The following is a 12,742-nucleotide window of genomic DNA, read 5'->3' as shown; positions in this document are numbered from 1 at the left end:
TGTGAAAAAGGAAATGGGCGGAGCAGGTCGCTTGACTTGCTCCGCCCTTTCTTCATGGAACGGACCCCATGACCTTCCTCCAAGAACTGATCATCGCGATCGTCCAGGGCATCACGGAATTCCTCCCGATCTCATCGTCGGGCCATCTGATCCTGATTCCCAAGCTGACCGACTTCCCCGACCAGGGCCCGCTCATCGATGTGGCCGTGCATGTCGGTTCGCTGCTCGCGATCATTCTCTATTTCTGGAAGGATGTCCTCGGCCTGGCCCGGGGCGGCTTCGCCAGCGTCGGGCTGGGCAAGGACGATGAACAGCGCCGCCTGTTCTGGTTTGTCCTGATCGGCACCATCCCGGCCGTCGCCGTTGGGCTCTTCATCAAGACGGGCGGTTATCTAGAAGGCTTTCGCTCGACCGATCTGGTTGCGACCAACTTGATCATCTTCGGCATCCTGCTGGGTCTCGCAGATCGCTTCGGCAAGCAGACCAAGGCTTATGAGGATATGACGCTCCGAGACGCGATCCTGGTCGGCTGTGCACAGGCGCTGGCCCTCATTCCGGGCACCAGCCGCTCCGGCTCCACCATGACCGCTGCGCGGGCGCTGGGTTATACCAGGGTCGAATCGGCGCGGTTCTCGTTCCTGTTGGCCATTCCAGCAGTGGCCGGTGCGGGCCTGCTGGCCGCACTCGACCTCGCGGATGCGACCGCACAGATGCAGCAGGACGCGCTGGTGACGGGCGTGCTGACGTTCTTTGCCGCGCTGGCCACGATGATGTTCCTGATGAATTTCCTGAAGAAAGCCTCCATGCTGGTCTTCGTCATTTACCGGGTCATCCTCGGATCTGCGCTGCTGCTCTTCCTGTAATTCATCTTTAATTTCCGGCGCTTTTCAGGAACCATCTCCCGTATGCGGGAATTTATTACACTGAGCGCGACCGAATATTTTTGCGAGTACTGAAATGGGCCTGATTATTCTTATAGTTGCCGGAGCATTGCTCGGTTGGCTCGCGACCATATTCTTGCGGCTCGAAGATGGTCGCAGCGTCGTCAGGAACATACTTGCAGGCACCATCGGTTCGGTCGTGGTCGGGGTCGCCACTTCGGGAGGCATGTTCCTCGGTTCGATCCAGGGCATCACTTTGCTGTGGGCAACGCTCGGCGCTGTAGTGCTGATAACAGCCTATAATCTCTTTCGTCAGAAGGCCTTGCGTTAAGCGAAGTTCCTTTTATCCAGAAGGCCGGATAGCGGCCGTGGGGTGCGCATCCGCGTAAAGGGAAATCTCATGAAGTTCACCAAAGCTACTATCGTTGCTTCTGCTGCCGTCCTCAGCCTCGGCCTCGCCGCTTGCGACAGCCCCCAGGAAGAAGCTGCCGAAGAGCAGGCCGAAGCTATGGAAGACCAAGCTGACGCTATGGAAGATGCAGGCCAGATCACCGACGCTGAAGCCGATGTGATGGAAGAGCAGGCCGACCGTGTCGAAGACGCTGCTGAAGGCGATACCGACATGGGCACGAATGACGAACCCATCGGCAGCACCGTCGACGAATCGACGATGTAATCGAACGGTTTGAAGTATGCTGGAAGCGGCCCGGGAGCGATCCCGGGCCGCTTTCTTTTAAGAAATCGGGAACCATAGAGCGGTCTGACACATTTTGGCCATGAAAGTCGCATGCGGACCCGCCGTCATGTGGCTCGTGATTAACCAAGGGGAATCAAAATGAAGTTCAACAAGACCGCTCTCGTCGTTTCGGCTGCTGCTATGTCGCTGGGCCTTGCTGCATGTGACAGCGCTGCTGAAAACCAGGCCGAAGACAACATCGAGCAGATGGAAGATAACCGCGACGCTCAGGTCAACGAAATGGAAGCCAGCGGTGAAATCACCGACGAACAGGCTGACGCGATGGACGACCAGACCGACGCCATGGAAGAAAACATGGAAGACCAGGTCGACGAAACCATGTAATCTTCTCCGTACTTACGGAAAAGAAGACGGGCGGCGGAGCAATCCGGCGCCCGTTTTTATGTGTCACATAGGCTGGCGTCAGACAGGTTTGGCACCGCTGCCGCGACCGCCGCGTAAAGTGTATTCCAGCGTACCGCGGTTCACCACATTGTCCACGTCGATCACCGCCGTATTGGCATAGGTGAAGCCGGGACCTAGGTTGCGGTACAGCTTGTCGAAATCGCGCTCCACCGTCTGGCGGTAGAGATCCTCGAAGCTGGAGATGACGAAATAGGTCGGCTGGAGATCGCTGATCACGTAATCGGTGCGCATGACCCGGTCGACGTTCAGCATGATCCGGTTCGGGCTTTCCGCCTCGACCGAATAGACCACTTCGGTCGGACCGGAGAGAATGCCAGCGCCATAGGCGCGGATATCGCCCGGCGTTTCTTCCAGCAGGCCGAATTCGACCGTGTACCAATAAAGCGAACCCAAGGCCTTCAGCCGGTTGTAGCGCATCGCCTTCCAGCCGGCCTTGCCATATTCCTGCATGTAATCCGCGTAAACCGGATCGGTCAGCATGGGCACGTGCCCGAAGACATCGTGGAAGACATCGGGTTCCTGGATGTAATCGAACGTCTCGCGCGTGCGGATGAAGTTTCCTGCCGGAAAGCGCCGGTTGGCGAGATGCCAGAAGAATACGTGATCGGGGATCAGCATGGGGACGGGCACCACACTCCACCCGGTGAGCTTGTCCAGTTCTTCCGACAATTTCCCGAATTCAGGGACTCCGCCCCGCCCCAGATCGAGCTTTTCGGTGCCTTCCATGAACGCGGTCGCGGCGCGGCCGGGCAGCATCTCCATCTGGCGCTTGAACAGATCGTTCCAGATCGCATCGTCGTCGCTGTCGTATTCGGTCTGCTTGGGCTCGAGCCAGTCGTCGCCGACATGGGCGGGCTTCTTCAGCGGCGCGGTGAAGACATCCGCCGGCATTTCCGGCAAACGGGTAAAGTCGTGCTCTGGTTCTGCGAGTGTAGCCATACATCCTATTTAAGCGCATTGTCCGGCGGTTACAAATGGGGAGATTTCGCAGGTGAAACGCAAGCGGTACGAGGCCCTGCTGGCCCCGATGCAGGAGGAGCTGGTGGCCATGGCGCGCTGGGCGCGGGTGACCGGGCAGCGCATCGTGGTGCTGTTCGAGGGACGCGACACGGCGGGAAAGGGCGGTGCCATCCGCTTCATTTCCGAAAAGCTGAACCCGCGCCAATGCCATGTCGTGGCGCTGGGCAAGCCGACCGACGCCGAGCAGGGCCAGTGGTATTTCCAGCGCTATGTCCCCCACCTGCCGACCACCGGGGAGATCGTGCTGTTCGACCGCAGCTGGTACAACCGCGCCGGGGTGGAAAAGGTGATGGGCTTCGCTACGCCAGATGAAGTCGACCATTTCCTCGATCAGGTACCCACCTTCGAAAAGATGCTGGTCGACGACGGTATGCTCCTATTCAAATACTGGCTGGGCGCGGATCAGGAAAAGCAGGAGGAGCGGCTGCGCGAGCGGCTGGACGATCCGCTGAAACGCTGGAAACTATCGCCCATCGATCTTGCCGCGCGGGCCAAATATGATGCCTACACCAGGGCGCGCGAAGACATGCTCGCGCGGACGCATACGGATCATGCGCCCTGGACGCTGGTCGATTTCAACGACCAGAAGCGCGGGCGGCTGACGCTGGTGCGCGACCTGCTGGACCGGCTGCCCGACACACAGTGCGATGCGGCCGCAATCGATTTTCCCGATCTCGGCCACGCGCCGCTGGAGGAAAGCTACGGCGTCCTCCAGCCGATCCCGACTGTACCGGACAGCTAAACAGCGCGTTCGAAGACGGCGGCCATGCCCTGCCCGCCGCCGATGCACATGGTCTCCAGGCCATAGCGTACTTCGCGGCGCTGCATTTCATGCGCCATATCGGCCAGGATGCGGATGCCAGTGGCGCCGATGGGGTGGCCGAGCGAGATGCCCGAGCCATTGACGTTCACGATGTCGCGGCGGCTGTCGTCTTCGGCAAAGCCCCAGCCCTTCATCACGGCCAGCGCCTGCGGGGCAAAGGCCTCGTTGAGTTCGATCAGCCCGATATCGTCCCAGCCGAGCCCGCTGCGCGCGAACAGGCGGTCCACTGCGGGGACCGGTCCGATGCCCATGCGCGAAGGATCGCAGCCCGCCGCGCTCCAGCTGTGGAACCACAGGATGGGTTCGAGGCCCAGTTCCTCCACCTTGTCTTCCGCAACCACGAGGCAGGCGGCGGCCGCATCGTTCTGCTGGCTGGCATTGCCCGCCGTAACGATGGCCTCTGGATCGCGCTTGCCATCGATGGCGCGCAGTTTGGCCAGGCTCTCCATATCGGCATCCTCGCGGAAGCCTTCGTCTTTTGCGAAAATCACCGGATCGCCGCGGCGCTGGGGAATCTCCACCGGCACGACCTGCTCGTCGAACTTGCATTCTGCCCAGGCCGTGGCCGCGTTCTGGTGCGAGCGGACGGCCAACTCGTCCGAGGCTTCGCGGCTGATGCCGTAATCCTTGGCCAGATTTTCCGCCGTCTCGATCATGCCGGTGATGACGCCGAACCGTTCGATCGGCTGGCTCATGAGGCGGCCCCGCGTGAGCCGATCCCACAGCACCATGTCGCCCAGCCGCGCCCCGTGGCGCGCCTTGGTGGTGTAATGTTCGACATTGGACATGCTTTCGACGCCGCCTGCCAGCACGCAATCGGCAGCGCCGGTCTGGACCATCATCGCAGCCGTGGCGACGGCCTGCAGGCCCGAACCGCAGCGGCGGTCGAGCTGGAAGCCCGGCACTTCGATGGGATAGCCTGCGGCAAGCCAGCTCCAGCGGCCGATGGCGGGCGCTTCACCGCTGCCGTAGCCCTGGCTGAAAACCACATCGTCGACGCGGGCCGGATCGATGCCCGATCTTTCGACCAGCGCCCGGATGATGATCGCGCCCAGTTCACCTGCCTCGATCGGGGCGAGACTGCCCAGGAATTTGCCCACGGGGGTGCGCAGCGGCTTGCAAATGGCGACTCGGCGAAGGCTGGTTTCGTTCATCTATGCTGGTCCATTCTTGAATGAAGTTGACACAGTTGACAGTGTCCTGAGGTTAAAACCGAAGGCGCTGCCAAGCGGCGCTGTAGACGGGGAAAAGAGAGGGTGCGGCGAAGTCCATCCCGCCGTCATCGCACAGGCCAAGGCCTGTAGGACAGCCCATATTCGCAAGCCGCCCCTATTCCCCATCCGAGAGGCGGGCGACATCCCGGTCGATCAGATCGCCGATGGCGCCCGACGACAGGCCGAGCCGTTCGGCCAGCACTTCCTCGGTATGCTGGCCGAGGAAGGGAGCCGGGGCCGGATTACCCGCATCGCGCCCGGGAATGTTGGCAAAGCTGCGGGTGGCGGGATATTCGAAACCGCTGGGATTGCCCGCGCTGGGGGTAAAGAGGGGATTATCCCCCACAAGCTCCGGATCGTTCGCGGCCTCATGCATCGTGCGATAGCGTTCGAACGTGCAGCCCTCCGCGCCCATGGCAGCGGAAAGCTGTGCCCAGCCCGCCGCCCCCGCGCGGGTCTGGAAAAGGTCGAACAGGGCATGGCGATGCTCGAAACGCGGGCGGTCGCCATCGGCGAAACGCACGCCGCATGTCTCTTCGAGCGCGGCGATATCCTGCTCCAGATCGAAGGCTTTGACGAGGCCCGTCCACTGCTTGGCGGTGAGCGCCGCAACCATGAAGCGCGTGCCGTCCTTGCTGCGGAAATCGCGCCCGAATGCGCCCCAGATCGCATTGCCGAGCCGTTCGCGGTCCCCGCCGCGATAGAGCATTTCGGCCAGCGCCCCGCTGTTGGCGACCGTGCCGATGGCGACATCGCCCAGCGGCACGCGCAGTTCGCTACCCTGCCCCGTCCTGTCGCGGTGACGTATGGCAGAAACCAAGGCGAAGGCGCAGTAAGCGCCGGTGATGAAATCCCAGGCGGGCAGCACCTGATTGACCGGCGGCGCGGTGTCCTGATCCCATTCCTCCGGTCCGCACATCAGCGGATAGCCGCTGGCGGCGTTGACGGTGAAATCCATCGCCTGGCGCCCGTCATGCCAGCCCATGATGCGCACACTGACGAGATCGGAGCAATTCGCCGCCACCGCCGCATGCGAGAGAAAGCTCTTTTCAGGCAGATTGGTGATGAGATTCCCGGTCTTCGCCGAAAGCTCCACCAGCAGCTCGCGCCCTTCTCCGCTGCGCAAATCGAGCGCGACCGATTTCTTGGCGCGGTTGAGATTTTCCCAGCTCAGCGAGCGGCCCTGCTCGGTGAGCATATAGCGATCGTAATCGAGCCCGCCCGCCTTGTGATCGACGCGGATGACCTCCGCGCCCATCTGCGCGCAGTAAAGCCCGGCGGTGGGTGAGGCGACGAAGCTGGACGCTTCGATGATCGAGAGATCGTCGAGGAGGTTATACACCCCTCAGAGGCCCGCCGCATATTCACGCAGCATGCGCTTGGCGATCTGCAGCTGGAGGATCTGGGTGGTGCCTTCGTAAATGCGGTAGATGCGCGCATCACGGAAGAAACGCTCGGCATCATATTCGGCGAGATAGCCTGCGCCGCCATAGATCTGCACCACGCGGTCGACCACGCGGCCGCACATTTCTGATGCAAATACCTTGAAGGCGGCGGCGTGCTTCACCGTATCTTCGCCCCGGTCCACGCGCGCCGTCACATCGGCCATCATGGCTTCGGCGGCGTAAATCTCGGTCCAGCTTTCGGCCAGCATCTGCTGGATCAGCTGGAAGTTGGAAATCGATTCCCCGAAGGCCTGCCGCTCGGTGGCATATTTGGTCGCGCTGTCGAGCGCGCGGCGCGCATAGCCCGCGCTGGCCGCGCCGACCGAGATGCGGCCATTGTCCAGGCTCATCATGGCGAAGCGGAAGCCCTGCCCCGGTTCGCCGCCCAGCAGCGCCTCGCCCGGGACATGCACATCGTCGAGCATGACGTCGGCGATGTGGCTGCCCGCCTGGCCCATCTTCTTGTCCGGACTGCCGACCGACACACCGGGCGTATCCATCGGTACGATAAAGGCGCTGACATGCGCGTTCTTGGGCAATGCGTCCTTTTCCGTGCGCGCCATGATCAGCGCGACATCGGCATGCGGGGCATTAGTGATGTACCGCTTGGTTCCGTTGAGGATCCAGCCGTTCCCATCGGGATCGGGTTTCGCCATGGTCTGCATGGCGGCACTGTCGCTGCCGCTGCCCGGTTCGGTAAGGCCGAAGCAGGCGATCGCCCCTTCGGCGATCTTCGGCCACCATTCAGCCTTCTGCGCGTCGGTGCCGCCGTTCTTGATGGCGGAATTGAACATGCCGACATTGATCGAGAAAATCGACCGGAAGGCAGGCGCGGCATAGGCCATGGTCTGCACGACCTTGGCATATTGCGTGATATTGAGCCCCGCACCGCCGAAATCCTCGGGCACGGTAAGGCCGAACAGACCCATGTCCTTCATTTCGGAAAGGATATCGTCGGGCACCTTGTCATGCTCGATCATGTCCTTCTCCGCCGGGATCAGGCGTTCGCGCACGTAGCGTTCGAGCTGTTCGTGGAATTGCTCGAAAGTATCCTGGTCCATTCCGGGATTGGGGCCGGCACTCATTCGCTCTCTCCGTCGGTCGTGGGGCTGTTTTCTTGTGATTCTTCCGCAGGCATCCGCTGTTCGTCGAGCATGGAAGCGGCGTCTTCGAGCGCCTCTGCTTCCTGCTCGGTCACGGGCCCGGGATCGGCCCCATCGGTCGAGGAATTGCACGCCGCAAGGGCGGCAAGTCCGATCAGGGCGAGCGGGGCTGCGAGTCGGTTCATGACTGGATGCTAGCTCCCCGCAGCGCCATCGCCAAAGCCGTTACGGCAAGGCGCGGGCAGGCCGCGGCAGCCCGCCCGTACCCTAAGCAACGGTCTTACTCGGCCTGGTCTTCGCCCATGGCATCCATCGCCGCTTCGGCAGTTGCAGCGGCATTGTCGCCCGCCGCTTCAACCGAGGCCGCCTCGGCTTCGGTCACCGTGCCGGCACTGTCGTTTTCGCTGGCGGTGACGCTGGCAGCCGGATCGGCAACCGGCTCTTCTTCGACCGGGGCCATCGCTTCGTCGGCCGACACTTCGACGGTTTCCGCTTCGGCTTCGGTCGAGGCGTTGTCATTGCTGCCGCAGGCGGCGAGCGCGAGGCTGGTGGCGAGGACGGCAGTGATACGGAACTTCATGGTAATCTCCTTCGAATTGGATCGCGGGGCTGGTTAATCGCTCCCCCGCCCTCACGCCAAGGGGAAAATGCACTGTGAGCGGTTGCGCTGGCGGCACGGTGCGGCAACAGGGACCGATGGTCGCCAGCGATACCACCAGTTTGAAGCATGCGCGCGAGGCGTTGCGCGCGACGTTCGGTTTCGATGATTTCCGCGGGCGGCAGGCCGATGTGGTGGGGCGGACGCTGGCGGGTCTGTCCAGCCTGGCGGTGATGCCCACAGGCGCGGGCAAGTCGCTGACCTATCAGCTGCCCGCAGTCATGCTGGAGGGCACCTGCGTCGTGATCAGCCCGCTGATCGCCCTGATGCACGACCAGTTGCGCAGCGCCCGGGCCAACGGCATCCGCGCCGCCACGCTGACCAGCGCTGATGCCGACTGGCGCGAGACGCAGGACGCCTTCCGCGCCGGGGAACTGGACCTGCTCTATGTCGCGCCGGAGCGGGCGAGCCAGCCCGCGTTCCGGGATTTTCTGGCCAGCACGAAGCTGGCGCTCTTCGCCGTCGACGAGGCGCATTGCGTGTCCGAATGGGGCCATGATTTCAGGCCCGACTACCGTATGCTGCGCCCGCTCATGGACGCCTTCCCCGCCGTGCCGCGCCTCGCGCTGACGGCCACGGCCGACCGGCAGACCCGCGCGGACGTGATGGCGCAGCTTGGCATTCCGGATGACGGGCTGGTGCTGGCCGGCTTCGACCGGCCGAACATCCGCTATGCGATCCGCCACCGCGACAATCCGGTGCGCCAGATCGCCGCGCTGATGGCGGATCGGCCGGGCCCCGGCATCGTCTATGCGCAGACCCGCCGCAAGGTGGAGGATCTCGCCCAGAAGCTGGGCGATGCCACGGGCCGCGCCGTGAAACCCTATCACGCGGGGCTCGCCCCGGAGATCCGCGCCGCGAACCAGGCCGCCTTCGTGGCGAGCGAGGATATGGTGATCGTGGCCACCGTCGCCTTCGGCATGGGGATCGACAAGCCGGACGTGCGCTTCGTCGCCCATGTCGGCGTCCCCAAGTCGATCGAGGGCTATTATCAGGAAACGGGCCGCGCCGGGCGCGATGGCGATCCTGCGGCGGCGACGATGTTCTGGGGCGCCGGCGATTTCGCCACCGCGAGAATGCGGCTGGCCGAGGTGGACGAGGACCGGCGCAATGCCGAACGCAGCCGGCTCGATGCGCTGGCCGGGCTGGTCGAGACGCCGCATTGCCGCCGGGCCGTGCTGCTGCGTCATTTCGGCGAGAACCCGCCCGAGACCTGCGGCAATTGCGACAATTGCCTCGACGCGCCCGACGTCACCGATGCCACCGAGCTGGCCCGCAAGCTGCTCTCCGCGGTCTATCGCACCGGCCAGAGCTTCGGCATGGGCCATCTACAGAAAGTGCTAACCGGCGCGCAGGACGAACGGATCCTCCAGCGCGGGCACGACCGGCTGAGCGTGTTCGGGATCGTGGAAGGCGACGACGCGCGCCTGCTCCAGCCGCTGGGCCGCGCGCTCCAGGCGCGCGGCGATCTGGTGCCGACCGAGCACGGCGGTCTGGCACTTGGCGGCAGCGCCCGGGAAATTCTCAAGGGCGAGCGCGATGTGGCCATAGTGGTTCCGCCCAAGCGCACCCGGCGCACACGCGGCGGAAATGCGGAGGCAAATCCGGTGGGCGATCCACTGTTCGAGGCGCTGCGCGAATTGCGGCGCGAACTGGCGGCCGAAGCGCAGGTCCCGCCCTATGTCATCTTCCACGATTCCACCTTGCGCGAAATGGCCGCGGTGCGGCCAGCGAGCCTTGGCGAGTTGGGACGTATTGGCGGCGTCGGAGCGAAGAAATTGGAAGCTTACGGCAAACGCTTCGTCGATGAGATCGGGCGCCATTAAGACAAGTGTTTACACCTAGAGACGAATAGGCCACGCTTTGATCGCGTAGATATGGCCCTTTTTCTTTAGAGAGTATTGCATGCCTCCTCGCCGCATGAAGTTACAGGGTCTTCTGATCCTCATCTTGCTGGCTTTGATTGCGGCATCCTCGCTGCTTTTGGTGCCGCTGGAAACGGCACTGCCCGCCGGTCTCGAATTGCCGCGGGCCGTGCTGATCATCCAGCCGACCGTCCTCCTGCTCCTTGCCGCGGTCGTGGGCTGGTGGGCAGCGCCGAAGGTCGATCTGAAAGCGCCCATCATCGCAGGGCTGGTCCGCCGGCGGCCATACAAAGCGCATTTGCGATGCGCTCTGCTTCCCTCCCTCGCCGTGGGCATCGCGGGGGCGTTGGTGCTGGGCGCCTATGGCCTCGTCACGGCGCCTTTTTTCGCGGATGCGGATGTGACGCTGGCACCGCCGCTGGTTACACGCGTGCTCTATGGCGGAATCGGCGAGGAGATCATGGTCCGCTGGGGCCTGATGTCGCTGCTGGCGGTGGGGCTGGCAAAGCTGCCCATCACGAGACCGGCCGCCTTGTGGAGTGCCAATCTCATCGCGGCCGTTCTGTTCGGCCTGGGCCACCTGCCCACGCTCTATGCAGTCGTAGCCGCACTGCCGGCGTGGATCGTCGCCACGGTGATCGCCGGCAATGCGGCTCTCGGCTTGGCCTTCGGCTGGCTCTTCATGCGCCGCGGGCTGGAAGCGGCGATGTTCGGCCATATCCTCGTTCATCTCTTCGCTGCCGCGGGAGCGCTCGCCTTGGCCTGATACCGGTTTTGCTTGACCCTCGCCGGCATCGATATAAATATGATATCATAATTATATCGGAGGAGTGATCGGGAATGTCAGTAGAATTGACCGGAATGAAGACGAGCCGCGAGCATGCGGCCACCAGCTACAATGGCTACGTCATGCTGGGGATCCTTGTGGTTGTCGTCGCTGCGCTGGCCTTCATCATTCCCGGCATGGCCCCGGGAGACGGAGCCGCGAAAGCGGCGAAGATCGGCTTCGTCGCCATGCTGTTCGTTTCGGCGATCTGCGTTCTCATCCTCGCCATCGGCTTCTTCATGATCCAGCCCAACCAGGCGGCAGTCATTACCCTGTTCGGCGCCTATCGCGGCAGCGAACGGACGGAGGGCCTGCGCTGGGTCTGGCCGTGGATGGGCAAGACGAAGATTTCCGCCCGCGCCCACAACATCCATTCCGAGCGGGTCAAGATCAACGACCTGCGCGGCAATCCGATCGAAATTGCCTGCAATGTCGTCTGGCGTGTGCGCGATACGGCGCAGGCGAGCTTCGACGTCGACGATTACAAGGAATTCGTGAACATCCAGATCGAGGCCGGACTGCGCACCGTGGGCTCGCGCCATCCCTATGACGATTTCGAAAGCGAAGAAGTCACGCTGCGCGGCAGTGCCGATGTCGTCAATCGGGAGCTGCTGGAAGAACTCAACGACCGGCTGAAAGTCGCCGGTGTGGTCGTGGACGAGGCCGGGCTTACGCATCTTGCCTATGCCAGCGAGATCGCCAGCGCGATGCTCAAGCGCCAGCAGGCCGATGCCATTATCGCGGCCCGCGCCAAGATCGTGCTGGGAGCGGTCGGCATGGTGGAAGACGCGCTGACCAAGCTCAGCCAGGACGGCATCGTCGAGATGGACGATGAACGCCGTGCCAATATGGTGTCCAATTTGATGGTGGTGCTGTGCGGCGAGAAGGAAGCGCATCCCGTGGTCAATGCGGGATCGCTCTACTGAGCATTCGTTTGTAACTTTCATGCCTCAGAAAAAAGCCTTTGCCCTGCGTCTCGACCCGGCAGTCCATGCCGCGGTCGAGCGGCTGGCCGCAGACGAACTGCGCAGCGCCAATGCCCAGATCGAGATGCTGCTGCGCGAGGCGCTGAAACGCCGGGGAATAGATGTGGAACAAAGCGCGGCGCCGAAGCGGGGGCGGCCACCCAAGGAGAGCAGCGATGGATGAAGAGGATGGTGCGTGGTTCAGGCAGAAAAAATTCGGCTATGGCGCAGGCTGGCCGATCGCCTGGCAAGGCTGGCTGGTTCTCGCCCTCTACATCGGCACTGCCATGATCGCCGCCCTGCTGTGGGAGAGCCAGGACGACGTCTATGAAATGGCAGCGGTGATCTTGTTCATAGGCGCGACGATTGCCTTGATCGCAGTGAGCCGCGCCAAGACCCGCGGCGGCTGGCGCTGGCGCCCCTGACCTGAACCGCAAGGGATAAGCCGCGCTCAGGAACGCCCGCCCCCCTCCTATCGTTGGTAAGGAAAGGAGTGTGAAATGGCAGGCGGATGGGCGCGCGACGGCGCCGTACAGGATCAGATAGACGATACGGTGAGCGATGCGATCAGCGCCGCCCGCGCACGCATGCCGCGCGGGGATAGCGCGGAATATTGCGACGAGTGCGGCGAACCGATTCCGGAGAAACGCCGCGCAGCCTTGCCCGGTGTGAGAACATGCGTTGCCTGCCAGTCGGGACGCGACGCTTCTATCCGACAGTCCGGTTTCAACCGCCGGGGAAGCAAGGACAGCCAGTTGCGCTGAGGCGCGGCCCGGTTCA

Annotated in this window: 17 protein-coding genes; 11 read left to right on the top strand and 6 right to left on the bottom strand. The window is 63.1% G+C overall.

Annotation, left to right across the window (positions count from 1 at the left end; genetic code table 11):
- Window positions 1-68 precede the first annotated feature (68 nt).
- The 4 genes from K3175_RS06365 to K3175_RS06350 all read left to right on the top strand — a co-directional run bounded on the left by K3175_RS06365 (window position 69) and on the right by K3175_RS06350 (window position 1,962).
- Window positions 69-863, top strand: coding sequence for an undecaprenyl-diphosphate phosphatase (locus K3175_RS06365; protein WP_221542552.1), 795 nt, complete (start codon window positions 69-71; stop codon window positions 861-863).
- 94 nt (window positions 864-957) lie between these two features.
- Complete coding sequence (locus tag K3175_RS06360; protein WP_221542551.1) at window positions 958-1,212, top strand: GlsB/YeaQ/YmgE family stress response membrane protein; 255 nt, start codon at window positions 958-960, stop codon at window positions 1,210-1,212.
- Window positions 1,213-1,281: 69 nt separating this feature from the next.
- Complete coding sequence (locus K3175_RS06355; protein WP_221542550.1) at window positions 1,282-1,557, top strand: hypothetical protein; 276 nt, start codon at window positions 1,282-1,284, stop codon at window positions 1,555-1,557.
- Window positions 1,558-1,716: 159 nt separating this feature from the next.
- Complete coding sequence (locus K3175_RS06350) at window positions 1,717-1,962, top strand: hypothetical protein (protein WP_221542549.1); 246 nt, start codon at window positions 1,717-1,719, stop codon at window positions 1,960-1,962.
- Window positions 1,963-2,040: 78 nt separating this feature from the next.
- Here the strand turns inward: K3175_RS06350 and phhA are convergent, their stop codons facing one another.
- On the bottom strand, window positions 2,041-2,982 hold the full coding sequence (gene phhA / locus K3175_RS06345) for a phenylalanine 4-monooxygenase (RefSeq protein ID WP_247710759.1): 942 nt from the start codon (window positions 2,980-2,982) through the stop codon (window positions 2,041-2,043).
- A gap of 43 nt (window positions 2,983-3,025) precedes the next feature.
- On the opposite strand from phhA, the gene ppk2 reads away from it, so the two are divergent.
- Complete coding sequence (ppk2, locus tag K3175_RS06340) at window positions 3,026-3,805, top strand: polyphosphate kinase 2 (protein WP_221543139.1); 780 nt, start codon at window positions 3,026-3,028, stop codon at window positions 3,803-3,805.
- Here ppk2 and K3175_RS06335 read toward each other — a convergent pair.
- From K3175_RS06335 to K3175_RS06315, 5 genes are all read right to left on the bottom strand, one after another.
- Window positions 3,802-5,040: an acetyl-CoA C-acetyltransferase gene (locus K3175_RS06335; RefSeq protein ID WP_221542548.1), complete on the bottom strand. Its 1,239-nt coding sequence runs from the start codon at window positions 5,038-5,040 to the stop codon at window positions 3,802-3,804. The genes ppk2 and K3175_RS06335 overlap by 4 nt on opposite strands.
- A 175-nt stretch (window positions 5,041-5,215) precedes the next feature.
- Window positions 5,216-6,442, bottom strand: coding sequence for a CoA transferase (locus K3175_RS06330; RefSeq protein WP_221542547.1), 1,227 nt, complete (start codon window positions 6,440-6,442; stop codon window positions 5,216-5,218).
- Between the two features lie 3 nt (window positions 6,443-6,445).
- Window positions 6,446-7,630 (bottom strand): acyl-CoA dehydrogenase family protein, encoded by a 1,185-nt coding sequence (locus K3175_RS06325; protein ID WP_247710758.1) that lies wholly within the window; start codon window positions 7,628-7,630, stop codon window positions 6,446-6,448.
- Entirely contained in the window at window positions 7,627-7,833 is a 207-nt protein-coding gene (locus K3175_RS06320; protein ID WP_221542546.1) for a hypothetical protein, read from the bottom strand. The genes K3175_RS06325 and K3175_RS06320 overlap by 4 nt, the downstream gene beginning before the upstream one ends.
- A 95-nt stretch (window positions 7,834-7,928) precedes the next feature.
- Window positions 7,929-8,228 carry a hypothetical protein gene (locus K3175_RS06315; protein ID WP_221542545.1) on the bottom strand — a complete coding sequence of 100 codons (300 nt, stop codon included), beginning with the start codon at window positions 8,226-8,228 and terminating at the stop codon, window positions 7,929-7,931.
- Window positions 8,229-8,344: 116 nt separating this feature from the next.
- On the opposite strand from K3175_RS06315, the gene recQ reads away from it, so the two are divergent.
- The 6 genes from recQ (at window position 8,345) to K3175_RS06285 (ending at window position 12,726) form a co-directional block, all read left to right on the top strand.
- Window positions 8,345-10,132, top strand: a complete 1,788-nt coding sequence (gene recQ, locus K3175_RS06310) for a DNA helicase RecQ (RefSeq protein ID WP_221543137.1) — start codon at window positions 8,345-8,347, stop codon at window positions 10,130-10,132.
- A gap of 94 nt (window positions 10,133-10,226) precedes the next feature.
- Complete coding sequence (locus K3175_RS06305; RefSeq protein WP_221542544.1) at window positions 10,227-10,937, top strand: CPBP family intramembrane glutamic endopeptidase; 711 nt, start codon at window positions 10,227-10,229, stop codon at window positions 10,935-10,937.
- Between the two features lie 74 nt (window positions 10,938-11,011).
- Complete coding sequence (locus K3175_RS06300; protein ID WP_224812512.1) at window positions 11,012-11,923, top strand: SPFH domain-containing protein; 912 nt, start codon at window positions 11,012-11,014, stop codon at window positions 11,921-11,923.
- 19 nt (window positions 11,924-11,942) lie between these two features.
- Window positions 11,943-12,146, top strand: a complete 204-nt coding sequence (locus K3175_RS06295; protein WP_221542543.1) for a type II toxin-antitoxin system antitoxin — start codon at window positions 11,943-11,945, stop codon at window positions 12,144-12,146.
- Entirely contained in the window at window positions 12,139-12,387 is a 249-nt protein-coding gene (locus tag K3175_RS06290) for a hypothetical protein (RefSeq protein WP_221542542.1), read from the top strand. The genes K3175_RS06295 and K3175_RS06290 overlap by 8 nt, the downstream gene beginning before the upstream one ends.
- Window positions 12,388-12,462: 75 nt before the next feature.
- Window positions 12,463-12,726, top strand: a complete 264-nt coding sequence (locus K3175_RS06285) for a DksA/TraR family C4-type zinc finger protein (RefSeq protein ID WP_221542541.1) — start codon at window positions 12,463-12,465, stop codon at window positions 12,724-12,726.
- The last annotated feature ends 16 nt before the right edge of the window (window positions 12,727-12,742 follow it).

Source organism: Qipengyuania aestuarii (assembly GCF_019711535.1).
GTDB classification, from domain to species: domain Bacteria; phylum Pseudomonadota; class Alphaproteobacteria; order Sphingomonadales; family Sphingomonadaceae; genus Qipengyuania; species Qipengyuania aestuarii.
This window is presented reverse-complemented; position numbering and strand designations above follow the sequence as displayed.

What these genes read in the sequence shown, in the direction of transcription:
- K3175_RS06365 (WP_221542552.1), top strand. Translation starts at nt 69, where the DNA reads ATGACCTTCCTCCAAGAACTGATCATCGCGATCGTCCAGGGCATCACG.
- K3175_RS06360 (WP_221542551.1), top strand. Translation starts at nt 958, where the DNA reads ATGGGCCTGATTATTCTTATAGTTGCCGGAGCATTGCTCGGTTGGCTC.
- K3175_RS06355 (WP_221542550.1), top strand. Translation starts at nt 1,282, where the DNA reads ATGAAGTTCACCAAAGCTACTATCGTTGCTTCTGCTGCCGTCCTCAGC.
- K3175_RS06350 (WP_221542549.1), top strand. Translation starts at nt 1,717, where the DNA reads ATGAAGTTCAACAAGACCGCTCTCGTCGTTTCGGCTGCTGCTATGTCG.
- phhA (WP_247710759.1), bottom strand. Translation starts at nt 2,982, where the DNA reads ATGGCTACACTCGCAGAACCAGAGCACGACTTTACCCGTTTGCCGGAA.
- K3175_RS06335 (WP_221542548.1), bottom strand. Translation starts at nt 5,040, where the DNA reads ATGAACGAAACCAGCCTTCGCCGAGTCGCCATTTGCAAGCCGCTGCGC.
- K3175_RS06325 (WP_247710758.1), bottom strand. Translation starts at nt 7,630, where the DNA reads ATGAGTGCCGGCCCCAATCCCGGAATGGACCAGGATACTTTCGAGCAA.
- K3175_RS06320 (WP_221542546.1), bottom strand. Translation starts at nt 7,833, where the DNA reads ATGAACCGACTCGCAGCCCCGCTCGCCCTGATCGGACTTGCCGCCCTT.
- K3175_RS06315 (WP_221542545.1), bottom strand. Translation starts at nt 8,228, where the DNA reads ATGAAGTTCCGTATCACTGCCGTCCTCGCCACCAGCCTCGCGCTCGCC.
- recQ (WP_221543137.1), top strand. Translation starts at nt 8,345, where the DNA reads ATGGTCGCCAGCGATACCACCAGTTTGAAGCATGCGCGCGAGGCGTTG.
- K3175_RS06305 (WP_221542544.1), top strand. Translation starts at nt 10,227, where the DNA reads ATGAAGTTACAGGGTCTTCTGATCCTCATCTTGCTGGCTTTGATTGCG.
- K3175_RS06300 (WP_224812512.1), top strand. Translation starts at nt 11,012, where the DNA reads ATGTCAGTAGAATTGACCGGAATGAAGACGAGCCGCGAGCATGCGGCC.
- K3175_RS06295 (WP_221542543.1), top strand. Translation starts at nt 11,943, where the DNA reads ATGCCTCAGAAAAAAGCCTTTGCCCTGCGTCTCGACCCGGCAGTCCAT.
- K3175_RS06290 (WP_221542542.1), top strand. Translation starts at nt 12,139, where the DNA reads ATGGATGAAGAGGATGGTGCGTGGTTCAGGCAGAAAAAATTCGGCTAT.
- K3175_RS06285 (WP_221542541.1), top strand. Translation starts at nt 12,463, where the DNA reads ATGGCAGGCGGATGGGCGCGCGACGGCGCCGTACAGGATCAGATAGAC.